General features: G+C 47.3%; 23 protein-coding genes. 16 read left to right on the top strand and 7 right to left on the bottom strand.

Annotated elements, in window-relative coordinates:
- Window positions 1-9: 9 nt before the first annotated feature.
- From aceE to xerD, 5 genes are all read right to left on the bottom strand, one after another.
- The gene (gene aceE / locus OCU60_RS02745; protein WP_074372763.1) at window positions 10-2,670 is read right to left on the bottom strand and encodes a pyruvate dehydrogenase (acetyl-transferring), homodimeric type; all 2,661 of its coding nucleotides are present in this window, start codon (window positions 2,668-2,670) and stop codon (window positions 10-12) included.
- Between the two features lie 65 nt (window positions 2,671-2,735).
- The gene (gene pdhR / locus OCU60_RS02740; RefSeq protein ID WP_074372762.1) at window positions 2,736-3,506 is read right to left on the bottom strand and encodes a pyruvate dehydrogenase complex transcriptional repressor PdhR; all 771 of its coding nucleotides are present in this window, start codon (window positions 3,504-3,506) and stop codon (window positions 2,736-2,738) included.
- A gap of 318 nt (window positions 3,507-3,824) precedes the next feature.
- Entirely contained in the window at window positions 3,825-5,564 is a 1,740-nt protein-coding gene (recJ, locus tag OCU60_RS02735) for a single-stranded-DNA-specific exonuclease RecJ (protein ID WP_074372761.1), read from the bottom strand.
- A gap of 225 nt (window positions 5,565-5,789) precedes the next feature.
- A complete protein-coding gene (gene dsbC / locus OCU60_RS02730) occupies window positions 5,790-6,524 on the bottom strand; it encodes a bifunctional protein-disulfide isomerase/oxidoreductase DsbC (RefSeq protein ID WP_074372760.1) in 735 nt (244 codons plus the stop codon).
- 14 nt (window positions 6,525-6,538) lie between these two features.
- Window positions 6,539-7,447 carry a site-specific tyrosine recombinase XerD gene (gene xerD, locus OCU60_RS02725; RefSeq protein WP_370738673.1) on the bottom strand — a complete coding sequence of 303 codons (909 nt, stop codon included), beginning with the start codon at window positions 7,445-7,447 and terminating at the stop codon, window positions 6,539-6,541.
- Between the two features lie 183 nt (window positions 7,448-7,630).
- Here xerD and fldB point away from each other — a divergent pair, with 183 nt between their 5' ends.
- Window positions 7,631-8,149 (top strand): flavodoxin FldB, encoded by a 519-nt coding sequence (gene fldB / locus OCU60_RS02720; RefSeq protein WP_074372759.1) that lies wholly within the window; start codon window positions 7,631-7,633, stop codon window positions 8,147-8,149.
- 18 nt (window positions 8,150-8,167) lie between these two features.
- On the opposite strand, the gene ampD is transcribed toward fldB, so the two are convergent.
- Complete coding sequence (gene ampD / locus OCU60_RS02715; protein ID WP_074372758.1) at window positions 8,168-8,734, bottom strand: 1,6-anhydro-N-acetylmuramyl-L-alanine amidase AmpD; 567 nt, start codon at window positions 8,732-8,734, stop codon at window positions 8,168-8,170.
- Window positions 8,735-8,881: 147 nt separating this feature from the next.
- Here ampD and nadC point away from each other — a divergent pair, with 147 nt between their 5' ends.
- The 15 genes from nadC (at window position 8,882) to OCU60_RS02635 (ending at window position 20,444) form a co-directional block, all read left to right on the top strand.
- The gene (gene nadC, locus OCU60_RS02710) at window positions 8,882-9,772 is read left to right on the top strand and encodes a carboxylating nicotinate-nucleotide diphosphorylase (protein ID WP_074372757.1); all 891 of its coding nucleotides are present in this window, start codon (window positions 8,882-8,884) and stop codon (window positions 9,770-9,772) included.
- A 136-nt stretch (window positions 9,773-9,908) separates the two neighbouring features.
- Window positions 9,909-10,523, top strand: coding sequence for a hypothetical protein (locus OCU60_RS02705; protein ID WP_074372756.1), 615 nt, complete (start codon window positions 9,909-9,911; stop codon window positions 10,521-10,523).
- Window positions 10,524-10,708: 185 nt separating this feature from the next.
- Window positions 10,709-11,149, top strand: coding sequence for a pilin (locus OCU60_RS02695; protein WP_074372755.1), 441 nt, complete (start codon window positions 10,709-10,711; stop codon window positions 11,147-11,149).
- 83 nt (window positions 11,150-11,232) lie between these two features.
- A complete protein-coding gene (locus OCU60_RS02690; protein ID WP_074372754.1) occupies window positions 11,233-12,981 on the top strand; it encodes a GspE/PulE family protein in 1,749 nt (582 codons plus the stop codon).
- Entirely contained in the window at window positions 12,978-14,204 is a 1,227-nt protein-coding gene (locus tag OCU60_RS02685) for a type II secretion system F family protein (RefSeq protein WP_074372753.1), read from the top strand. The genes OCU60_RS02690 and OCU60_RS02685 overlap by 4 nt, the downstream gene beginning before the upstream one ends.
- A 106-nt stretch (window positions 14,205-14,310) precedes the next feature.
- Window positions 14,311-15,183, top strand: coding sequence for a prepilin peptidase (locus tag OCU60_RS02680; RefSeq protein ID WP_074372752.1), 873 nt, complete (start codon window positions 14,311-14,313; stop codon window positions 15,181-15,183).
- A gap of 1 nt (window position 15,184) precedes the next feature.
- Entirely contained in the window at window positions 15,185-15,793 is a 609-nt protein-coding gene (gene coaE / locus OCU60_RS02675; RefSeq protein ID WP_074372751.1) for a dephospho-CoA kinase, read from the top strand.
- Between the two features lie 32 nt (window positions 15,794-15,825).
- Complete coding sequence (gene zapD, locus OCU60_RS02670) at window positions 15,826-16,566, top strand: cell division protein ZapD (protein ID WP_074372750.1); 741 nt, start codon at window positions 15,826-15,828, stop codon at window positions 16,564-16,566.
- Between the two features lie 66 nt (window positions 16,567-16,632).
- On the top strand, window positions 16,633-16,836 hold the full coding sequence (yacG, locus tag OCU60_RS02665; RefSeq protein WP_074372749.1) for a DNA gyrase inhibitor YacG: 204 nt from the start codon (window positions 16,633-16,635) through the stop codon (window positions 16,834-16,836).
- Window positions 16,837-17,094: 258 nt separating this feature from the next.
- Window positions 17,095-17,721 (top strand): RNA polymerase factor sigma-70, encoded by a 627-nt coding sequence (locus OCU60_RS02660; protein ID WP_074372748.1) that lies wholly within the window; start codon window positions 17,095-17,097, stop codon window positions 17,719-17,721.
- Window positions 17,718-17,915, top strand: a complete 198-nt coding sequence (locus OCU60_RS02655; protein WP_205410487.1) for a zf-HC2 domain-containing protein — start codon at window positions 17,718-17,720, stop codon at window positions 17,913-17,915. The genes OCU60_RS02660 and OCU60_RS02655 overlap by 4 nt, the downstream gene beginning before the upstream one ends.
- Before the next feature lie 85 nt (window positions 17,916-18,000).
- Window positions 18,001-18,276, top strand: a complete 276-nt coding sequence (locus tag OCU60_RS02650) for a BufA1 family periplasmic bufferin-type metallophore (protein WP_074372746.1) — start codon at window positions 18,001-18,003, stop codon at window positions 18,274-18,276.
- A 15-nt stretch (window positions 18,277-18,291) separates the two neighbouring features.
- Window positions 18,292-19,227 carry an MNIO family bufferin maturase gene (gene bufB, locus OCU60_RS02645; protein ID WP_074372745.1) on the top strand — a complete coding sequence of 312 codons (936 nt, stop codon included), beginning with the start codon at window positions 18,292-18,294 and terminating at the stop codon, window positions 19,225-19,227.
- Window positions 19,211-19,960 (top strand): HvfC/BufC family peptide modification chaperone, encoded by a 750-nt coding sequence (locus tag OCU60_RS02640; RefSeq protein WP_074372744.1) that lies wholly within the window; start codon window positions 19,211-19,213, stop codon window positions 19,958-19,960. Before bufB ends, OCU60_RS02640 begins: the two co-directional genes overlap by 17 nt.
- A 10-nt stretch (window positions 19,961-19,970) precedes the next feature.
- Window positions 19,971-20,444: a DoxX family protein gene (locus tag OCU60_RS02635; RefSeq protein ID WP_074372743.1), complete on the top strand. Its 474-nt coding sequence runs from the start codon at window positions 19,971-19,973 to the stop codon at window positions 20,442-20,444.
- Between the two features lie 90 nt (window positions 20,445-20,534).
- On the opposite strand, the gene parC is transcribed toward OCU60_RS02635, so the two are convergent.
- Window positions 20,535-22,826 carry a DNA topoisomerase IV subunit A gene (parC, locus tag OCU60_RS02630; protein ID WP_074372742.1) on the bottom strand — a complete coding sequence of 764 codons (2,292 nt, stop codon included), beginning with the start codon at window positions 22,824-22,826 and terminating at the stop codon, window positions 20,535-20,537.
- Window positions 22,827-22,828: the final 2 nt, after the last annotated feature.

Genomic DNA, 22,828 nt, shown 5'->3' with positions numbered 1-22,828 from the left:
CTACCTCAATTAAGCGTATAGCGGATTGGTTTTTTCTGTATCAATATCGAACTTCTTAATCGCTGCTGTCACAACAGATTTCTCGATATCGCCTCGTTTTGCCAGTTCATTCAATGCTGCAACGACGACATAACCGGCATTCACTTCGAAGTGACGACGCAAGTTTTCGCGGCTGTCAGAGCGACCGAAACCATCAGTCCCCAGCACTTTATAAGATTCAGCAGGCACATAAGCGCGAACCTGTTCGGCATAGTTTTTCATGTAGTCCGTTGCTGCGATTGCTGGCTCAGCCCCCATAACAGTACGGATATAAGGTACTTTTTCTTCGGCTTCAGGGTGCAGCATGTTGTCACGCTCACATACCTGACCATCACGCGTCAGCTCATTAAATGAAGTGACGGAGAAGACATCAGAAGCAATGCTGTATTCTTCGCTCAGAATCACAGCCGCTTTACGGACTTCATTCATGATCGTGCCAGACCCCATCAACTGAACTTTGCCTTTATCACCGGCATGAGTTTCCAGCTTATAGATCCCTTTACGAATGCCTTCTTCTGCACCTTCTGGCATTGCAGGCATCGCATAGTTTTCATTCATCAGCGTCAGATAGTAGTAAACGTTTTCTTGTTCACCGTACATGCGACGGATACCGTCTTGAATGATGACCGCCACTTCATAAGCAAATGTCGGGTCATAAGAAACACAGTTTGGAATCGTGCTAGCCTGAATATGGCTGTGACCATCTTCGTGTTGCAGACCTTCACCGTTTAACGTTGTCCGTCCGGCTGTCCCACCTAACAAGAAACCACGTGCTTGTTGGTCGCCGGCCATCCATGCCATATCACCAACACGTTGGAAACCGAACATGGAGTAATAGATATAGAACGGAATCATCGGTAGGTCGTTAGTGCTGTATGATGTTGCAGCCGCAACCCAAGATGACATCGCACCCAGCTCGTTGATCCCTTCTTGTAATACCTGACCTGAAGTATCTTCTTTATAATAAGAAACCACACTCCGGTCTTCCGGTGTATATGTCTGGCCTTGTGGGTTATAGATACCAATTTGACGGAACAGACCTTCCATCCCGAACGTACGCGCTTCATCGGCAATAATCGGAACAATATGTTTACCGATACTTTTATCTTTCAGCAGAATATTCAACGTACGAACAAACGCCATGGTCGAAGAAATATCACGTTTTTGTTCTTCCAGCAGCGGTTTGAATTCATCCAGCGCCGGCGTCACCAATTCTTGCGTAAATTTTGGCAGGCGTTGTGGTGTATAACCATGCAACGCTTTACGGCGAGCATGTAGGTATTCATACTCTTTTGAACCTTCTTCCAGTTGCAGATAAGGCAGAGATTTCACCGCTTCATCTGAAATCAAATCCTGCAGGCCTAAACGATCACGCATTTTCAGAACATGGGTCATATCCATTTTCTTCACTTGGTGCGCAATGTTTTTCCCTTCAGCAGCATCACCCATGCCATAACCTTTCACGGTCTTAGCAAGAATGACGGTTGGACGACCTGTGGTGTCCTGAGCATTTTTAAATGCAGCAAACAACTTCGATGTATCGTGACCACCACGTTTCAGGGCAAAGATCTCATCATCGGTCATATCAGCAACCAGTGCTGCTGTTTCAGGGTATTTACCGAAGAAATGCTCACGAACATAAGCACCATCTTTTGACTTGAATGTCTGATAGTCACCGTCAATCGTTTCATTCATCAACTGCAACAGTTTGCCAGAAGTGTCTTTTGCCAACAGAGCATCCCAGTTGTTGCCCCAAAGCACTTTCACGACGTTCCAGCCAGCACCACGGAAGAGACCTTCCAGTTCCTGAATGATTTTACCGTTACCCATCACCGGTCCATCCAGACGTTGCAGGTTACAGTTAATCAGGAAACAGAGGTTATCCAGCTTTTCACGTGCGGCAAAAGAGATCGCGCCACGAGATTCTGGCTCGTCCATTTCACCATCACCAAGAAAGGCATAAACACGCTGTTCAGAGGTATCTTTTAAGCTACGACCGTCAAGATATTTCAGGAAACGCGCCTGATAAATTGCAGAGATAGGTCCAAGCCCCATTGATACCGTTGGGAACTGCCAGAATTCAGGCATCAATTTAGGGTGTGGATAAGATGGAATCCCTTTGCCATCAGCTTCTTGACGGAAGTTATCGAGTTGCTCTTCAGTCAGACGGCCTTCAACAAAAGCACGAGAGTAAATCCCCGGAGAGATATGACCTTGGTAGTAAACCAGATCGCCACCATCTTTCTCGTTTGGTGCACGGAAAAAGTGGTTAAAGCATGTTTCATAAAATGCCGCTGAAGATTGGAATGAAGCCATATGGCCTCCCAACTCCAAGTCTTTCTTCGAAGCACGAAGAACAATCATGATGGCGTTCCAGCGAATAATCGACCGGATACGGCGCTCAAGTGTTGTGTCGCCCGGATAGGCAGGCTCCTGATCGGCAGGAATTGTATTGATATAGTTTGTTGTAACGCCTGTTGGCATATCGACGCCATCAATACGTGCTTTCTCCAGAACTTCTTCTAAGAGAAACTGAGCACGTTCAACGCCTTCTTCACGGACAACTGACTCAAGTGCTTCTAACCACTCCTGAGTTTCCAGTGCATCTACGTCATGCTTCATGTCAGACATGCGATCTTTCCTTTTGTTGGTTTGATCAAAACAAATCAGTAATAAAGCCCATTCGACCGAGGCTGTCAGTCAGGCTTATTACCTTGCTGAATCCTGCGTAGCGAACGTTCTCGTCGAGTCTGTTCACGCGTGAGATCCAGCAGTGTTTCTTCAATATAGGCGAGATGAGAATGCGACATTTCACGAGCTTTTTCAGGTTCTCCGGAAACGATAGCATCTACGATACTTGCCCTATGTTTACTCACTTTCTCCACCACTTCAGGGCGGCGGTGTAATAATTTAAAATTCTGTAATACATTTTGCTCAAGCAGCGAAGCCAGACTACGAACGATATGTAGCAAGACCACATTATGTGCGGCTTCAGTCAGTGCGATTAAAAATTCGACAACACTGGATGATTCTTCTGCGATATTTTTTTCTGCTTGTTTTTCGCTGATTTTATCCAGACAGGCCTGAATTCGCACAAAATCTTCTTCGGTACCACGCAGTGCTGCAAAATAAGCAGATATTCCTTCCAAAGCATGGCGGGCTTCAAGTAAATCTAATTGAGTTTCAGAATGGCTAGATAGTAAATCGAGTAACGGATCCGAAAAACTCGTCCCGATACTTGCAGTCACAAATGTTCCTCCGCCATGGCGACGAGTCAACAAACGTTTCGCTTCAAGTCGTTGAATGGCTTCTCGGACGGATGGACGGGAGACATCAAACTGTCGGGCGAGTTCTCTCTCTGGAGGAAGTTGCTGCCCAGGCGCTAATATTCCTTCCACAATCAGCCTTTCCAACTCTTGCTCTATCACATCTGCAAGTTTCGGCTGACGAATCCTTTTATAAGCCATACTTATTGTTCTGCTATGTTGTATTTTCACCTAGTCAATTGGTAATACCAATTACCAACTGGTGCAGAAATTAACATATTCAAAACTTGCCTGTCCAGATAAAATTTGACCCAAATCATGGAACCCATCACAATTAAACATACTAGCAACAATATTCATTCATAATTGCTAATAAACATAGTGTCATCAGGTGATAAATTCAGCAGATCTGAGCAATAAAATTGGCCAAGCAACCACAGATGACCCAGTAGAAATCAGGAGGAGATGAAGATGATTTCCGCAGGCGAAATCATCTCACAAAAGGGGCAGGCAGACACATTAACGTGCTTCAATATGATCGACAATCAGCTGTAACGACTGATTACCACGAAACTCATTAATATCCAGCTTATAAACAAGATGCACGGTTTTGACGGATCGATCAGGCCAACGGCGAACATCGACATTGAATGCAATGGCATCGATCATTTTATGCGTGGTATGTCCCTGATAAATAGGCTCAAGCATGAGTTTCAGATGCTTCTCTGCGACCAATTTCTGATCCAGCACTTTAAATTCACCATCAAAAAGTGGCTCAGGGAATGCCTGTCCCCAAGGTCCTCCGGCTCTGATCGTTTCCGCGGTATACATAGAAAACTCCTCTGGCAGCAGTTCTCCGTCAGACAAAAGCACACCTTTGAGTGCTGCTTCGTCAAGGTTATCGCGAACCACCCGATCAAACTGATGAGAGAAATGTTCAAAGTCACTGGCTCTGATTGACAGTCCCGCAGCCATCGCATGTCCGCCAAATTTCAGAATCAAACCGGGATGATGCGTATCAATTAAGTCCAGCGTATCACGCATATGCAGGCCGGAAATTGAGCGACAAGATCCTTTGAGTAAACCGTCTCCGGCATCGGCAAAAGCAATCACAGGCCGATGATAAGAATCCTTGATTCGAGAAGCCAGAATCCCGATGACCCCTTGATGCCAGTCTCGTTGAAACAATACGATACCGAAAGGGAGTTCACTTCCTTCCCCTAATTTCAATCGCTCACAAAATGCCATCGCTTCTTGCTTCATTCCTGACTCGATTTCTTTACGAGTCTGATTCAACGCATCCAGTTCACTGGCCATTCTCCGTGCGGCATGAATATTGTTACATAACAACAGTTCAACACCGAAGGACATATCATCCAACCGGCCTGCGGCATTGATTCTCGGCCCTAAAGCGAAGCCGAAATCAGCAGCAACCAGATGGCGAGAGTCTCGTTTAGCAACTTCAATGAGCGCCTGAATTCCGGGGCGCACATGTCCAGCCCGAATACGCTGCAGCCCCTGATAGACTAACACACGGTTATTCTCATCAAGCGGCACCACATCGGCGACCGTTCCCAGCGCGACCAAATCCAGCAATTCCATTAATTTCGGTTCCGGTATACCGTTCTGTCCGAACCAATTGTGACCACGCATGGCAACACAAAGCGCCATCATGAGATAGAAAGCAACCCCGACACCAGCCAATGATTTCGAAGGGAACTGGCAACTGGGTAAATTCGGATTGACCATTGCATCCGCTTCAGGTAACACATGACCCGGCAGGTGATGATCAGTCACGATCACCGTCAGCCCCTGCTGCTTGGCATAACGGACCCCTTCAATCGAAGAAACCCCATTATCAACGGTCATGATCACTTCAGCATTCATCGCCAATGCCTGATCGACAACTTCCGGACTCAAACCATAACCGTCATCAAAACGATTCGGCACCAGATAATCGACCTGCTGACTTCCCATCATCCGCAGTGCCAAGACAGATAATGCCGAGCTGGTCGCACCATCGGCATCGAAATCACCGACAACGATGATTCGCTGCTGGCGCTGTATGGCATCAAACAGAATGGCAACCGCCCGTTCAATTCCGTCAAGCAACTGGTAACTGTGCAAAGATTTGGCACTCTTCTCCAATTGGCTGATATGCTGAACACCGCGCCCAATATACAAACGTCTCAGAATCGGAGGAATACTATCCGGTAGCAAGGAAATATCAGCGACAGGTCTTCTTTTTACTTCAATCATATTTTCCTTCAGTCATTGTTCACGGCAAGATGATTCGGATACTCGGATCATACCATGCTGACCAAGTCTCTGTTCAGACCATATGTGATCCCGGCAGGTCGATACCAATGGCCAGAGTAATAAATAACCCGAGTAATAAGTAGCCCGAGAAATAAATAGCATGATAAATAAATGGCCCGATCACTATCGGGCCAAATCGGTCGGTGCGAAGAGCGCTGGTATCGATTAAATCGCTTTTAAACGCTCAAGTAATTTCTCTGGCGGTAAGTAGCCACCGACCATTTCTCCGTTCGGTAGGAAAATTGCAGGTGTCCCGCTAATGCCCAGTTCCCGGCCAAGCTGGTAATGCTTCGCCACTTCCTGCTTACACTTGCCTATATCATCTTCAGGCTTCGGAATATCGCGATTGATTTTGGCATTATTCAGCGCTTTCGCTGGATCATCCGCACACCAAATTGCGGCCATTTGTTCAGCAACCTGTCCGGTCGGTCCCTGACGTGGGAACGCCAGATAACGGATTGTAATACCTAAATCATTATACGCTTTCAACTGACTGTGCAGACGGATGCAATAACCACAAGTAATATCGGTAAACACCGTGACTACATATTTTTCATGATCAGCTTTATACACGATCATCTGATCTTTCATTTGTTCAACTCGTTTGGCATTAATCGGTGCCTGACGTTTTGCAATCACATCTTCATACTGACCGTTGCCTTTCATTTTATACAGGGTTCCGGCAATGAAATAATCCCCTTTGGGAGAAGCAAACAGCACACCTTTAGAGGTTTGAACTTCAACCAGGCCATCAACATCAGCAGGGACAATGTCCTTCACACTCAATCCCAACGACTGGAATCGCTGCATTAATGCCTGTTTATCAAATGAATCAGCGGCCGACGCTGCCAGAGAAAAAAATACTAAACCTAATAAAACTAATTCGCGGATTGCGCGCATCATTGTCACCTTACTTAAGCCCTTGGATGATGTTCGTTGTGGAGCTGTTTTAATCTTTCAGTCGCCACATGAGTATAAATTTGCGTTGTCGATAAGTCACTATGCCCCAACAACATCTGTACGACTCTGAGATCTGCACCATAGTTCAGCAAATGAGTTGCAAATGCATGTCGTAGCACATGAGGCGATAACATGTCCGTATCGATACCAGCCTGAACTGCGTAATATTTAATCCGGTACCAAAATGTCTGACGCGTCATCTGACGCGCCCTACGGCTGGGAAACAAGACATCAGATGAATGATCACCCAACAAAGTCCCTCTCCCTTGTTGCAAAAATGTCTGAATCCACTCAATCGCATTTTCGCCCATCGGTACCAGTCTTTCTTTGCCGCCTTTACCGAATACTCTGACAACCCCCTGCCTCAAACTGATATTCTCCATCGTCAGCGTGACGAGTTCCGTCACCCGTAATCCAGTCGCATACAACAACTCAAGCATAGCTTTATCACGTAACTCGACGGGGTCGTCAGGATTTGGGGCGTCCAGTAATGCTTCCACCTGAGCTTCACTCAAATCCTTCGGTAACCGTTTCGGTAACTTTGGCGTCACCAGCAAAGCACTCGGATCGTCCGTTCTGATTTTTTCACGATTCAGATATTGAAATAAACGACGAATCGCAGAAAGCATTCTGGCCCGGGATGTCTGTTTATAATTCTCGTCCACCAGCCAAGCTTGAAACGCCTGTAGTTCAGGTGTCAGAACGGATGCCAGTCGATAGTCGTGACGCTGCATCCAGCGCAACAGCTTTTCCAAATCATGACGATAAGACGCCAACGTGTTTTCTGATAAACCACGCTCCATCCACATCGCATCCAAAAACTGTTCAACCCAGCGCTGATCAGCTGCAAAAATCTCAGACACTATCAACCTCACTTTCATTGCACCTGCCCTTAATACCATAGAATCATCTTCCGACAGAAGAAACATCACCAAAAACAGATCATTTTTATCGCGAATCACTCATCTTGAGCTCGTCGGGGGATAGCGTTAGAATCCGACAACCTTGAGCCCGTTGGCACACATTGATTTGCCGGAATAATTGTTATGAAGATTGGTCTTTTCTACGGTTCCACCACCTGTTACACCGAAATGGCAGCCGAAAAAATTCGCGCGATGATCGGTGAAGATATCGTCGATGTACACAACGTGAAAGATATCTCTTTAACACGCATGCAAGACTACGATCTGCTGATCCTCGGGATCTCGACTTGGGATTTCGGCGAAATCCAGGAAGACTGGCAAGTAATCTGGGATCACATTCAACAGCCGAATCTGGCCGGAAAGTATGTTGCACTCTACGGACTAGGCGATCAAGAAGGCTATGGTGAATGGTATCTCGATGCCATGGGGTTGCTTCACGATGAACTACAACAGTGTGGCGTCCATTTTATCGGATATTGGCCGAACGAAGGCTACCACTTCGATGCATCGAAAGCACTGACCGAAGATGGCCGCCATTTTGTCGGCCTTGCGCTGGATGAAGACTCTCAATACGAGCTGAGTGACGAGCGCATCGCAAACTGGTGTGAACAAATCCTCGTTGAATATCATGATGCGCTCTAGAGCGTACGATATTCATCCTCATCTCAGCATATCATTGACGTTATTTTTCAGCATGTGTCGATAGCGCCGCCAGTCAAAGGTTAACCCCGGATCCGTTTTGCGTAGCGGTGCAATGTACTGATGACCGGTAATACGTTGCTGGGAGATCTGCGGATAGCACGCGAGGATAGCTTGGGTCAATGTTGCCAGAGACTGGTACTGCGCATCGGTATACGCGGTCAATTCGGTGCCTTCTAATTCAATACCAATCGAATAATCGTTGCAGCGAGCCCGTCCGGCAAACGAAGACACACCAGCGTGCCATGCCCGGTCCAGAAAAGAAACAAACTGAATCACATGGCCGTCACGTCGGATCAGACAGTGCGCAGACACCCGAAAATCAGCAACAACTTGAAAGAAAGGATGCTGCTCCGCCTGTAGTTTGCCCTGAAAAAGCTGCTCGATGTAAGGCCCGCCAAATTGCCCCGGTGGCAGACTGATATTGTGGATCACCAACAAGGATATATCCTCAGGGCTTTCCCGTTGATCATAAAACGGAGAAATCACCTGTTGAGCTTTATCGTACCATCCATTCGGATCGATCATTCCTGTCATCCTCTCACTGCTTTTATCTCAGAATTTTACGCAAATTACCGGAAAATTCGAACGCAATGGCTGAATTTCACATCCGGTCATCGTATGATGCCGCATCTATATCACTTAAAATGTCTAACCAACAGCGAAAGATCGTCGATGAAAAACAGCCATAATAGTCAGGAACGCCTCAGCTACCTCAAACAGCAGCTACCTCTCGATATTACTCGAGTCGTCAGAGAAACCCTTTATGAAGATCTGGGCGGCACCGTCGATCCGAGCGCCGATATTACAGCCAGCCTGATTCCGGCAGATCAACAGAATACAGCCACAATCATCACCAGAGAAGCCGGTGTCTTTTGTGGTCAAGCCTGGGCGGATGAAGTCTTTCTGCAACTTGGCGGCAGCGTGACGATCGAATGGCATGTACAAGATGGTGATCGCGTCGAATCCAATCAAACCCTGTGCACCCTGCGCGGCCCCTCTCGGGTGCTGTTGACCGGTGAACGAAATGCCATGAACTTTATTCAGACATTATCCGGCTGCGCCTCCAACACTGCGCAGTATGCAGCAATGCTTCAAGGCACTGAATGCCGTCTGCTCGACACGCGTAAAACAGTCCCCGGCCTGCGTAACGCACTCAAATATGCAGTCACCTGCGGGGGAGGATTGAACCATCGCATCGGTGTGTTTGATGCCTATCTGATCAAAGAAAATCATATTATCGCCTGTGGGGGAATTGCCGCTGCCATTCAAACAGCGAAACGACTCAACCCCGGCAAACCCGTCGAAGTTGAAACCGAATCGCTCGAAGAGCTACAACAAGCGATCGAAGCGGGTGCCGACATCATTATGCTGGATAATTTTGATTGTGACATGATGCGAGAAGCGGTTGGTATCAATGCCGGCAGAGCCGCGCTCGAAACCTCAGGTAATGTAACTCTGGCAACCATTCGTGAATATGCCATGACGGGCGTTGATTATATTTCTGTCGGGGCGCTCACCAAGCATATTCAGGCGCTCGATTTGTCGATGCGTTTTCAGGGATAGCCAGTCATGGCACTCAAGCATACCCCTCGGATTCATAAAGCATGGTTTGTTTGATGAGTCAGGTGGCGCATCAGGCATGCAAGAAAAAACAAAAAATTCTGAACACTGACACACGGATTGTGTCTATTCAGTCAAGATGCTGAATGTTCACTGTGAACGAATACCGGATAAAATCACAACCGATATGATCAATGTAAAATCCCTGCTGCGCGCGACGAGCACGAAAATTGTCCTGCTATTTCTGCTGGTAATCACCATTGGTCTTTGGCTGGTGTCCCATTATCTGCTGACATTTCAGAATAAAGAAATGGACTGGGAATGGTACGACATCGGTGGTGTACAGGTCACGCGAACCACGGATACCCATCAGTTACTGTTTCGCCGCGTTTATCCTTTTCAGCAAGCCGTTATCTTTACCTCTCTCACACTAGACAACCGCTTTGATCTGTTCACGATCTTCAATCACTCATGCACGCCAGATCAAACGTATACCGTCACCGTCAAGCGTGACAAAGGGCCACAGCAACAGCCACTCATCTGCCATGAAAATGGCCGTGAACTCTCTTTTCGTCTGGTCATGACGAGACCTCACCCGTTATCCATCACCTTCGCTCAGCAATCCATCACCTTCCAGCCCCGCAACTGGGCATTGGCATTTCTGAAAAAAGATCAGTTCATTCAGAAAAATAAGCACTATTTCTGCACGAAAAAGCATTTCGATGCCTGTCAATATGAGTGGTCCAGAGACTAAGACAAACAGGTTCCCGCGTGATATTCGCCATAAAAAATGCGGACTTTGTCGAAATATTCTGAGACTTATATGTCGGTCAGAAATGAGCGCCCTAGTGCTCTCCCGCATTCAGAAAGCGTGTCCGTTTCAATGATCCGGCACCGAATTATGATGTGCTCCGTTCATCTAACAACGGAGATCTTTATATGCCCTCAACAACCAGCCGACAACTTGGGTTTACCCTGGTTGAATTGATGATTGTCGTCACCATTATCGGCATTCTGTCTTCCATTGCCGTCCCGGCTTATCACAACTACATCCAAAAATCAGAAATCACCGCCGGTGTCAGTACAGCCAGTGCGCTGACAACCAATATCGATTTATTTATTCAGGAGAACGGTAAGTTTCCGCCCGCAACAGATCTGAGCGAGATTGGCGCAACTGCCACCATGAGCGCTTTGGGAACCCTATCGCTACTCCCGGATACCGAGGTCGCTGAGCAAGGAGTGTTGTTGTTCGAATTTAATGCCACGACATCGGTTTCCGGGAAAAAGGTGCAATGGCGAAAAAGTGCCACCACGGGATGGCAATGTATTCAGGATGCGGCAGAACACATCAAAGGCTGTCAGCAAGGCACCATCATGTAACTCCCTATATGCCAGATAACGATCCGGCATGATAACCACAACTATAACCAGAACCATGACCAGAACGATCAGAGGCTCAAACCATGAGTATATTACTTCGGCTGCTCCACTCAGAACACCACCTGACGCAAGAACAATTGACCCTGATGACTGAACAATGCGGACACCATGCAACCGCGCCACTGAGAGTCCTGTTAGACGCTCAACTGATGACCGCAAGACAGATAGCAGATTTCATCGCCCAACATCTCAAGCTGCGCCAGATCGACATCCACACTTACACCTATGCAGAAACCTGTCAGCAACTCGATGTCAGTGATCTGATGCATCTTTACTTAGCTCTGCCACTATCAATCCAGCACGAATGGCTGACACTGGCTGTCGGAGATCCAACCATCCCTCACCTTCGCGAAGATTTTCAGTTTGCTACCGGACTCAATATTGATGTGGTGGTTGCTGATGCAGAACAATTACAAGAAGCAATCACACACTATGAATCCAGCGACAAAGCCGGTCATAGTATTCCCGCCCAAAATCGATTGGATGAATATGTAATTCAAGAAGCGCATGATGATTACCAGACAACGGATATCCAGCCCAACGACGCCCCGGTCACGCAGTTTATCCTACAGCTCATTCAGGAAGCCCATCAAAGACATGCTTCAGACATTCATTTCGAACCTTATGAAAACACTTATCGTATTCGCATGAGAATCAATGGATTACTGCTGACGACACATACACCATCGAATAAAGTCAGTCGCAGGCTCGCATCTCGGCTAAAAGTGTTAGCCAATTTGAACATTGCGGAACGTCGCTTACCACAAGACGGACGGATCAAACTCGGAGCTTTATTGACAATCGATATCGATCTCCGGATTTCAACATTACCGACCCAGTGGGGAGAAAAGATTGTCATTCGGCTTCTCAATAGCCATCAAATGGAACTACACCCTGATCAACTGGGATTTTCAGCGGCTCAACATGAGATATTCCTACAGGCCATCCAGCACCCTCAGGGCATGATCCTGATTACCGGCCCGACGGGTAGTGGCAAAACAGTGACCCTCTATTCTGCACTCACTTGGCTCAACGACGAATCACGCAATATTTCAACCGTAGAAGATCCGATAGAAATCGCACTCTCTGGCGTCAATCAGATTCAAGTCAACGAAAAAATCGGGATGTCATTCAGTCATATACTCAGAGCGCTACTCCGGCAGGATCCTGACACCCTGATGATTGGTGAAATCCGGGATCCGGAAACCGCAGAAATTGCCTTTCGGGCAGCTCAGACGGGGCATCTGGTATTGTCAACGCTGCATACCAACTCGGCTCATGAAGCCTTGACCAGACTGATCTACATGGGATTGGAAACCTATCATATCCTGCCGACCATTCGTCTGGTGGTGGCCCAGCGACTCCTCCGCAAACTTTGTCCACGCTGCAAGGTCACCGTACAACTGGCGCCTGAATTGTGCCAACGCTGGCCAATTTTAAATAACGGACAGACTTATCAGCCTTCACCTCAAGGTTGTCACGCCTGTATTGCCGGCTATCAAGGTCGCTTCAGCATTTATGAGATGTGCCAGCCCACCCAGCTCTCCGCCTTCTCAGATACTCCCTTCTCAAATACGGCCTTCTCAAATAAAGCGTCCCATCCTGTGGAAGAACACATGCAGCCCCCGGGAAACGGCACCACAGCAGTCCTGTGGCATGAAGGGCTGGAGAAAGTCCGCCAGGGTGTAACCGCTTATGCAGAGATTGTCCGTGTGCTGGGAACACCACCAGCCGAGACCATTGCTCCACACCACAGACAGAGGAGACCATGATGCCGTCCCCAACGCCTGAACTTCATCGCTATTACTGGCAAGGTATTCATCTCGATCAACAGCGGAAAACCGGACATCTCTGGGCATTCTCTCAGGCAGAAGCACTCCGCCAGTTGCAACAAACGCTGACAGCGATTCACATCATTCGCCCAGATCCGCCCAATCCACTCACCCGCTGGCTCAATCGCGCTCGCGTGAAAGATATCACAGACCTTGTACGACAACTGGCAATCATGCTGAACGCAGGGATCCCCATTGTTCAAGCGCTTCTTTTGATGGCCTCACAATTCTCTCGTTTTGGCGGAAAACTCATTGTATTACAAGCACACGATGCACTGATGAACGGTGCATCAGTCACCAATGCACTCCAACAAAGTTCACCCGCTTTTCGTGGTCTGTATGGTGACATGATCCATGCCGGAGAAATGACCGGGAGAATCGCTGAGACACTGACTCAAATTGCTGACTACCGAGAAAAACATGCACAACTCCGGGCAAAAATGATCAAAGCAGCAACGTATCCGTCGATTGTTCTGACGAGCGCACTGCTACTCACCACACTGATGTTAACCAAAGTCATCCCTGAATTTGCTCAGATGTTTGCCCATATGCACGCTGAGTTACCTTGGTTGACTCGTCAGGTTCTGACCATCTCAGACGTGCTACGATTTTGGGGAAAGTGGATGCTCGCCTTCATGATTGGTGCGCTTTGCCTGTTGAGGTGTCTCTGGCATCGCCTTACGATACTCCAAACGATGACTGAAACACTCCAACTTAAGCTACCGCTATTGGGCCCTTTGAGAACAAAAGCGATTATGATTCGTTGTTGTCGCACTCTGGCAACCTGTTATGATTGCGGTATTCCTTTACTGGATAGCCTGAAAAGCGCACAAAATATTGCAGGGTCGCTGCGGTATCGAGCAGCACTAGAAACAGTTTTAGTACAAGTGTCTGCCGGAAGCAGCTTATATGTGGCAATGCAGAACAGTCACCATTTTCCTGAATTTGTCACACAAATGGTATTCATCGGAGAAGAATCCGGTACATTAGGTCAAGTATTGACGAAAGTAGCCCAACAATACGAACAAGACATCGATCAGTGTATTGAACAGCTCGGAGAAATGATTGAACCCTGCTTGATCGTGTTGCTTGGCGGCTTGATCGGGGGGTTAGTCATCGCAATGTATTTACCTGTCTTTAACTTAATGCAGGTGATGGGATAGTATAATGCCCGCGGTTGTCCACTCAGAGACACACTGAGCGACCGATCTGAATTGAAGCCACCTCGTCAAACGGGGTGGATTATCGAATAACATTGAGCACAGTTGAATGGATGCATTTTTGATTTATCCTTGGTTATTTCCTGTTTTTGCGAGCCTCTTCGGGCTCATCATCGGCAGTTTTCTCAATGTCGTCATCTATCGTTTACCACAAATGATGGTCACAAACTGGAAGCAAGAATTTGCCGAAGCTTTCCCCGAGTACGATATTCCTTCCCCAACGAAGCAGGAAAAAATTTCACTCAGTCTCCCTGCATCATTCTGTCCACACTGCCATCACCGAATCCGGCCTTGGCATAATATTCCACTGTTTGGCTGGTTATTGCTCGGTGGCAAATGTACAGATTGTGGCGAACGGATATCGATACAATATCCACTGGTAGAACTCGTGACGGCACTGGCAAGCTGCATCATCGCGATTCATGGCGGTATGACCTATTATACATTGGCATTGCTTCTCTTTACTTACATCAGCATTGCCGCGGCATGTATCGATCTCAACCAGATGTTACTTCCTGACAATTTAACCATCCCATTAATCTGGCTTGGGCTGTTACTATCACTGACACACATCAACCCACTCCCTTTATCCGATGCGCTGATAGGCGCGGTGGCCGGCTATTTATCTCTCTGGTCGATTTACTGGATGTTTAAACTGTTGACCAAAAAAGAAGGCATGGGATACGGCGACTTTAAATATCTTGCAGCCTTAGGTGCATGGATCGGCTGGCAAACGCTACCGATGGTGATTTTATTGTCCTCCGTGATTGGCATCATTTTAGGAGCCACTCTACTGTTGATAAGAAAGCAAGGTAATCAGAGCTTTCCATTCGGCCCTTCTCTGGCGATTGCCGGATGGATCTGTCTCATCTGGGGGGAGCCCATGATGAGCTGGTATACATCAATCGTGTTAGGAGCATAATATGACATTCGTCGTCGGGTTAACCGGAGGGATATCAAGCGGGAAAACAACGGTGGCCAATCTCTTTCATCAACAGTTTGCGATTGATGTCGTTGATGCAGATGTCATTGCCAGAGAGGTGGTTGCCATGGGTACAACGGGGCTGGCTGCTATTACAGAACATTTCGGTCCAACCATACTTAACCATGACGGTACATTAAATCGCTCGCAGCTAAGAGAGATTATTTTTGCCGATGCGCATGAAAAATCATGGCTGAATCAACTGCTTCACCCGATGATAAGACAACAAATGCAGTATGCACTCGCTCATACCACCTCTCCCTACGCATTGTTAGTTATCCCACTCTTAGTCGAAAATCAACTCCAGTCGATGACGGACCGAGTTTTAGTCGTCGATGTGGATGAAACGATACAAATCCAGCGCACAATGCGCCGTGACGGAATCAGTTATCCGCACGCTCAGAACATCCTGTCTGCCCAAGCGACAAGAGCTGAACGCCTTGCAGTGGCCGATGATGTGATTAACAATAGTGCAGAAAACCACCAACTTCTGCCTCAAATCACAGAATTGCATCAAAAGTACCTAGCCATGAGCGGCAGAAATTTGTGAAAATAATATCGATATAAATAAAGGCTAGCGAAATGACGATCCATCAATTCGAACATCCCCTGAATGAAAAGACTCGAATTTATCTGAGAGTCGAAGCCCTGCTGGCCCAACTTCATCGTGCATCTCAATTTGATGATAGTGACCAATATCAGCTGTTTTTCCGGGCATTATTTGACCTGCTTGATATTTTTGAACAAATTCAGCTCCGCAGTGAACTGGCAAAAGATATCGAAAAGCAGCGAATCATGTACCGCAATTGGTTGAATGTTGACGGTGTCGATCAAAATACATTACTGGCGTTACTGAGAGAAGTCGATGAAGTCCATTCAAATTTGATGAATTCAGAACGCTTTGGTATCTCACTCAAAGAAGATCGCTTTCTGCTCTCTGTTCGCCAGCGATTCAATCTTCCCGGTGGTTCATGCTGTTTTGATCTGCCGGCCCTGCATTACTGGCTGCATACACCGACGGAACAAAAACAGCGGGATGCTTCTGCTTGGCTCCAAACCCTGAAACCACTCTCATCGGCACTGAGTCTATGGCTGAAACTTGCCCGGGAAACCGGTCAGTACCGGGCTTATACAGCAAAATCAGGCTTTTATCAGAGCGATGCTGAGGGTGCGAACATTCTCCGCCTGATGATTCCTCTGGAATATGGGGTTTATCCCATGATTTCAGGACACAAAAATCGTTTTGCGATAAAATTTATTGAATTTGAAACGAATCAAGCCAGCGCCAGTGATATTCAGTTTGAGCTGGCGGTTTGTTGCTAACGAGCTATGTTTCTAACGGACGATGTTTCTAACAGACGATGTTTCTAACGAACTATATAGAGAATTATGACGAATCCAAAAATTACCACCGTTCAATGTCCTCAATGTGGCAACACTGTTATTTGGGGTGAGCAAAGCCCCTTTCGGCCATTTTGTAGTAAACAATGCCAAATGATCGACTTTGGCAGTTGGGCAAATGAAGAGAATGCCATCCCCAGTGCACCCAATATATCCGATACGGAAGATTGGTCAGAAGACGATCTCGATTAACCTTCACATCCGCCTGAATCGGGCGGATGTCTTTATTTCCTCTATCAATTTTCCTCTTTCTATTGATCACCGCTCAGACCTGAATCCGCTCCGACTCGCGCATCAGTGATCCCCCGTTATTTCAACACGCGACGCAACGCCAGAGCCCTGCGCGGCTGTCAAAACTATAAAAATAAAAATGTACTGTAAGGAATTGATTCAAGATTCGTCTAAACTAACAGAGTTCCTTTCTATTGAAATATTGAATTGAGATATTGAATGACATTAGCCGACTCAGAGATTCAACCAAACATACACTCACGCCGTCTCTTTGATGATGAGCAGTTTATCCAACCATTAAGGCAGCAGATGTTGAAATTTGCTCGGTTGCAGGTTCAAGACGAGCAACTGGCCGAGGACGCTGTTCAAGAAGCGATGATTGCCGCGTATCAACATATCGATAAGTTTGAACAGCAAGCTGCGCTGAAAACTTGGATTTTTGCCATTCTCAAAAATAAGTTGATCGATTTACTGAGAAAAGAAAAGCGCATCACTGTCGCCAGTCAGCTTGAGCAAGGGGACGGTATTCAAGGCGATGCCCTGATTGAAAAACTGTTTGATCAACATGGCCACTGGCATAAACATGAGCGTCCTGTGAAATGGCAACAACCTGACAATTGTATTGAAAACGAACATTTTTGGCGCGTGTTTGATGCTTGCCTGAATGCTTTACCGGAACGCTACAGTCGATTATTCATGATGCGAGAGTTCCTTGAACTGGAAACCCCCGAGATTTGTCATCATGAAGAGATATCGGTTAGTCACCTCAATGTCACGCTCTACCGTGCTCGTCTCAGACTCAGGGAGTGTTTAGAAAATAACTGGTATCTGTCGGAGGAACGATGATGATGAACTGTAAACAAGCCACACGCCTTCTTTCCGAACGAATGGAGCGAACACTCACAACCAAAGAAAAATTAGCGCTGCGTCTCCATACGAGCATGTGTAGCAGTTGCCGCCGCTTTGGGAAGCAAATGGATGATATCCGTTCATTATCAAAGGTTTATATGTGCACGGAATTAAAAGATAAAGAAGAATAAATTTTTTTTCATTTTTTGTGTAATACCGACCCCTGTTCATCCGTCGAATAAGGGAATTAGACAGTACACTTGTGAGGAAAACACTATGAACACATCAAAAACATCTCTTGCTTTCGCTCTGACAACTGCGGTTGCACTTTCGGCAGTGACACTGCCGGCTCAAGCCGCCAGTAAAGAAAAATGCTACGGAATTGCACTTGCCGGGCAAAATGATTGTAAAGCCGGCCCCGGAACCTCTTGTGCCGGGACATCAAAAACAGATTATCAGGGAGATGCCTGGAAGTTTGTTCCTAAAGGGACCTGCATGGAGATGAAATCAGAAACCTCGCCGACAGGCCATGGTCTGCTCAAAGCATTCTAAGTCGGGATTTTCGCGATGATTATATCTCGTCTAACCCAATCCACCGAAGACGTGCAAACGTCTTCGGGCTTTCCTCGCCGAAGTGGGGTGAGCTTAAAACCCTGTCACTATCAAACAATTTTGGCAGAAAAACCGTCAGTCGGTTTTTTTGAAATCCATGCCGAAAACTATCTCTCCGCCGGAGGGCCTAACCGCTACTATCTGGAAAAGATTCGGGAACACTATCCGATCACCGTTCACGGGGTTGGCCTCTCTATCGGTGGCGAGTCACCATTAAACCGAGAGCACCTGAAAAAAGTCGCTCAACTGGTTGAATGGATCGAACCGCTGGTCTTCTCTGAGCATTTAGCTTGGTCCAGCCACTTCGATCATTTTTTTAACGATTTGCTGCCACTCCCTTACACGGAAAAAACGCTCCGACAAGTTTGTGCACACATTGATCAGGTTCAGGAGCAAATGAAACGCCCGATGCTGTTGGAAAATCCATCCACCTATTTGCGTTTCAACACAACCACCATGAGTGAGCTGGAATTTATCACAACGATCATCGAGCGGACCGGTTGCCAGTTGTTACTTGACGTCAATAATGTTGCCGTCTCCTGCTTCAATCATCAGCAGGATCCTTACCAATATATCGATCAATTTCCCGGCCAGTCTGTGCGACAAATTCATCTGGCTGGATATGCGATTGACCAGAATGAGACAGTCCCACTGAGGATCGATAGTCATGATCGAGAAGTCACTGACGATGTTTGGCAACTATATCAATATACTTTGCAGAAGTGGGGAGATAAGCCCACGTTGATTGAATGGGACGGACAACTGCCGGAATTCGCCGTGCTGCAACAACAGGCTACCATGGCTGATCAGATACGGACTCGCATTCAAGACACTTTTCAATCGAAGCTAAGTCAATCAAATTCAGGGGCAGACCATGCAACAACAATTTAGCCAGTCAATCCTGATGCAAAGCGATGAGGCCCTGTCACAAATCGACGCCACGTCAATCGCGGAAAAACAAGCACGCTTCACCGTTTACCGCAACAATATCTATCATTCACTAACCGAAGCGCTGGAAGAGATTTACCCGGTCTGCCAGCAGCTTGTCGGTGAGGATTTTTTTCGAATGCTGGCAGGACGTTTCATTCAACGTTATCCGCCAACCTCGCCAGTTTTAAGCGAATATGGTGAACATTTTGCTGAATTTTCCAGCACAATCCCTCAGCTTTCATCACTGCCTTATTTCAGTGAATTAGCCAGACTGGAATATCAATTACTGCAATTGACCCACGCAGCGGATAGCCCGGTGCTCTCCATCACCGATATTCAACAGCATCTGGCAGAATGCGCCGATCCGACACAATCGGTCTGGCAACTTACCGAGCCCTGTCTGTTATGGCAGACATCTTATGCGGTCGGGTTAATCTATCAGGCCCACCAGCCAGATTCAGCGCTCAGACTTCAAGATATCCAGTGGGATAAAAGTGAGTACCTACTACTCACCAAAAGAGAGCGCTATGGGGTTTTCTATGCGCTTTCTGCAGATGAATACCACTTACTTCAGCAGTTACAGCAAGGCATCACGCTAGCGCAAGCGAGTCAAACCATCGTGCCTGATCACTTTCCCGCGTTATTTACAACACTCTTACAGAAACCCATTATCCGCGCGATTTTGCCACAATAGGAGCCTGTTTATGTCACTGCCATTGCTGAAGAAAATCTCGGCCTCTCCGTGGACAGTATCGATCATTTTATTGCTGAGCCGCTTCGGTCTCGCTGCAATTTTCTGGCTATCCGGACAGACCAAAATTGAAGGTTTTGCTTTCAATTTGATTTCCGGCCCAATTGATCTGGGTTGGCCGACGGTTAAAGACAGCACATTTGCCCTATTCGAATATGAATACAACCTGCCGATCATCCCTTATGTGTGGGCCGCTTATCTGGCCACCATTGCCGAGCATCTGCTGGCCATATTACTGCTCACCGGATTGATGACCCGGTTTGCCGCGCTGGGCATTTTTGGGATGACACTGGTGATTCAGATTTTTGTTTATCCGGATGCTTATCCGACACATGCCACCTGGCTGGCGCTGAGTGCCTGGATTATGTACCAGGGTGCGGGAGCGATATCACTGGATCATCTGCTGCGTTTTCGCCGCCATCACTAGGCCCATCAATAAAAATTGAGCCATAAAAAAAACTGGGCAATTTTCATTGCCCAGTGATTTTTTCCATTGCGGTGAAGTCGATTGGTTCAATCAAGCATCATCACTGCCAGATGTTTGCCCATTTTCCTCAGCCGCTACCTCTTCGATATGAATCCGGGTCACCCGTTGCAGCCCCCGCGGCAGTAATGCCCCTCTCCGGCCTCGTTCACCACGGAAGTTTTCCAGATCGTCCTGCTTCAGCCCGAGCTTACGCTTACCGGCATAGATCGTCATTGCAGCGCCTTGCGGCAGAACCATCAAATGAGAAACAAATTCTTCTCTTTCTTTGGCTTTCGCTGAAGGAATATTAATGATCTTGTTGCCTTTACCTTTACCCAGTTGCGGCAGATCTTTTATCGGGAATAACAACATTCGACCTTGATTGGTGATCGCCAGAATTTCATCCGATTCTAAATGGTTCAACGGCTGTGGTGTCATGATCAGGGCGTTATCCGGCAAATTCACCAATGCTTTACCGCTACGGTTCTTGGAGAGAAAATCACTCCCTTTACACACAAAGCCATATCCGGCATCCGAGCCCACCAGCCACAACTGATCTTCATCTCCCATGACCACCTGACGAATTTGTGTGTCTTCAGCGACATTCAGACGCCCGGTAATCGGTTCTCCCTGAGAGCGGGCTGACGGCAAGGTGTGCGCTTCGAGTGAATAACTGCGTCCGTCACTGCCAAAGAACACCGCCTGCTGATTACTTTTCCCACAAGCATGAGTCAAGTATTGGTCACCCGATTTATAATTCAGCCCCTGACAATCGATGTCATGGCCTTTGGCATGGCGAATCCAGCCTTTATCCGACAAGATGACCGTAATCGGTTCACTCGGAACCAGTTCTCTTTCTGTCAATGCTTTGGCTTCAGCTCTTTCAACCAATGGAGAACGACGCTCATCCCCATATTTCTCAGCATCGGCTTTCAGCTCTTTTTTCAGCAGCGTATTCAAACGACGCTCCGAACCAAGCAGTTGTTCTAATTGATTTTGCTCTTTTTCCAGCGCTTCTTGCTCAGCACTGATTTTGTATTCTTCCAGTTTCGCTAAATGACGTAAGCGCGTATCCAAAATCGCATCCGCCTGAATTTCAGAAATCCCGAAACGAGCCATGAGAACGGCTTTCGGCTCATCTTCGTTGCGGATAATCTCAATGACTTCATCGAGATTCAGGTAGGCAACCAACAAACCTTCAAGAATGTGTAATCTTGCCAGAACTTTGTCCAGTCGGTACTGCAAGCGACGCTTGACCGTATTGCGGCGGAATTCAAGCCATTCGGACAAGATTTCCACTAAACCTTTCACCTGAGGACGATTATCCAGACCAATCATATTCAGGTTCACACGGAAGCTTTTTTCTAAATCAGTCGAAACGAACAGATGATTCATCAGGACGTCACAATCGATTCTTTTCTTACTCGGTACAATCACGATCCGCGTCGGATTCTCATGGTCAGACTCATCGCGCAGATCTTCGACCATCGGCAATTTCTTCGCGCGCATCTGGCTGGCAATTTGCTCTAACAGTTTCGCACCGGAAACTTGATGAGGCAGCGCAGTGATGACAATATCACCGCCTTCTTTGTGCCAAACCGCCCGCATTTTGATACTACCGCGGCCGGTTCGATATATTTTTTCAATATCGGTACGCACAGAGACGATTTCCGCTTCCGTCGGATAATCCGGTCCCTGAACATAGCCCATGATCTCATCTAAGCCCGCCTGAGGTTTATCGATGAGATGAATGACAGCATCTGTGATTTCCCGGACATTATGTGGTGGGATATCAGTCGCCATCCCCACAGCGATCCCTGTCACGCCATTCAATAAGATATGTGGTAAACGAGCCGGCAGCATTTGTGGCTCGTTCATGGTGCCATCAAAGTTCGGCTGCCATTCAACCGTGCCTTGCCCGAGTTCACTCAATAAAACTTCCGCAAAACGAGACAGTTTGGCTTCGGTATAACGCATCGCGGCAAAAGATTTCGGATCATCCGGCGCCCCCCAGTTCCCTTGACCATCCACCAGCGGGTGACGGTAAGAGAAAGGTTGAGCCATCAGAACCATGGCTTCATAACAGGCCGAGTCACCATGAGGATGATATTTACCCAACACGTCCCCGACGGTCCGTGCCGACTTTTTATATTTGGACGAAGCCGATAGCCCAAGCTCCGACATCGCATAAATGATACGGCGCTGAACGGGTTTCAGACCGTCACCAATGTAAGGCAGTGCACGGTCCATAATGACGTACATCGAGTAGTTCAGGTATGCGTCTTCCGTAAATTTACGTAACGGCAGCTGTTCTACTCCGTCAAAACTGATTTCTGTTGCCATGT

Source organism: Vibrio spartinae (assembly GCF_024347135.1).
GTDB classification, from domain to species: Bacteria; Pseudomonadota; Gammaproteobacteria; order Enterobacterales; family Vibrionaceae; genus Vibrio; species Vibrio spartinae.
Note: the sequence above shows the minus strand (reverse complement) of the source record. Positions and strands in the feature narration are given on the sequence as shown.

What these genes read in the sequence shown, in the direction of transcription:
- OCU60_RS02690 (WP_074372754.1), top strand. Translation starts at nt 11,233, where the DNA reads ATGAGTATATTACTTCGGCTGCTCCACTCAGAACACCACCTGACGCAA.
- ampD (WP_074372758.1), bottom strand. Translation starts at nt 8,734, where the DNA reads ATGATCGATCCGAATGGATGGTACGATAAAGCTCAACAGGTGATTTCT.
- parC (WP_074372742.1), bottom strand. Translation starts at nt 22,826, where the DNA reads ATGGCAACAGAAATCAGTTTTGACGGAGTAGAACAGCTGCCGTTACGT.
- recJ (WP_074372761.1), bottom strand. Translation starts at nt 5,564, where the DNA reads ATGATTGAAGTAAAAAGAAGACCTGTCGCTGATATTTCCTTGCTACCG.
- OCU60_RS02650 (WP_074372746.1), top strand. Translation starts at nt 18,001, where the DNA reads ATGAACACATCAAAAACATCTCTTGCTTTCGCTCTGACAACTGCGGTT.
- yacG (WP_074372749.1), top strand. Translation starts at nt 16,633, where the DNA reads ATGACGAATCCAAAAATTACCACCGTTCAATGTCCTCAATGTGGCAAC.
- fldB (WP_074372759.1), top strand. Translation starts at nt 7,631, where the DNA reads ATGAAGATTGGTCTTTTCTACGGTTCCACCACCTGTTACACCGAAATG.
- dsbC (WP_074372760.1), bottom strand. Translation starts at nt 6,524, where the DNA reads ATGCGCGCAATCCGCGAATTAGTTTTATTAGGTTTAGTATTTTTTTCT.
- bufB (WP_074372745.1), top strand. Translation starts at nt 18,292, where the DNA reads ATGATTATATCTCGTCTAACCCAATCCACCGAAGACGTGCAAACGTCT.
- OCU60_RS02655 (WP_205410487.1), top strand. Translation starts at nt 17,718, where the DNA reads ATGATGATGAACTGTAAACAAGCCACACGCCTTCTTTCCGAACGAATG.
- OCU60_RS02705 (WP_074372756.1), top strand. Translation starts at nt 9,909, where the DNA reads ATGCTGAATGTTCACTGTGAACGAATACCGGATAAAATCACAACCGAT.
- aceE (WP_074372763.1), bottom strand. Translation starts at nt 2,670, where the DNA reads ATGTCTGACATGAAGCATGACGTAGATGCACTGGAAACTCAGGAGTGG.
- OCU60_RS02660 (WP_074372748.1), top strand. Translation starts at nt 17,095, where the DNA reads ATGACATTAGCCGACTCAGAGATTCAACCAAACATACACTCACGCCGT.
- zapD (WP_074372750.1), top strand. Translation starts at nt 15,826, where the DNA reads ATGACGATCCATCAATTCGAACATCCCCTGAATGAAAAGACTCGAATT.
- OCU60_RS02695 (WP_074372755.1), top strand. Translation starts at nt 10,709, where the DNA reads ATGCCCTCAACAACCAGCCGACAACTTGGGTTTACCCTGGTTGAATTG.
- OCU60_RS02680 (WP_074372752.1), top strand. Translation starts at nt 14,311, where the DNA reads ATGGATGCATTTTTGATTTATCCTTGGTTATTTCCTGTTTTTGCGAGC.
- OCU60_RS02685 (WP_074372753.1), top strand. Translation starts at nt 12,978, where the DNA reads ATGATGCCGTCCCCAACGCCTGAACTTCATCGCTATTACTGGCAAGGT.
- OCU60_RS02640 (WP_074372744.1), top strand. Translation starts at nt 19,211, where the DNA reads ATGCAACAACAATTTAGCCAGTCAATCCTGATGCAAAGCGATGAGGCC.
- pdhR (WP_074372762.1), bottom strand. Translation starts at nt 3,506, where the DNA reads ATGGCTTATAAAAGGATTCGTCAGCCGAAACTTGCAGATGTGATAGAG.
- coaE (WP_074372751.1), top strand. Translation starts at nt 15,185, where the DNA reads ATGACATTCGTCGTCGGGTTAACCGGAGGGATATCAAGCGGGAAAACA.
- OCU60_RS02635 (WP_074372743.1), top strand. Translation starts at nt 19,971, where the DNA reads ATGTCACTGCCATTGCTGAAGAAAATCTCGGCCTCTCCGTGGACAGTA.
- nadC (WP_074372757.1), top strand. Translation starts at nt 8,882, where the DNA reads ATGAAAAACAGCCATAATAGTCAGGAACGCCTCAGCTACCTCAAACAG.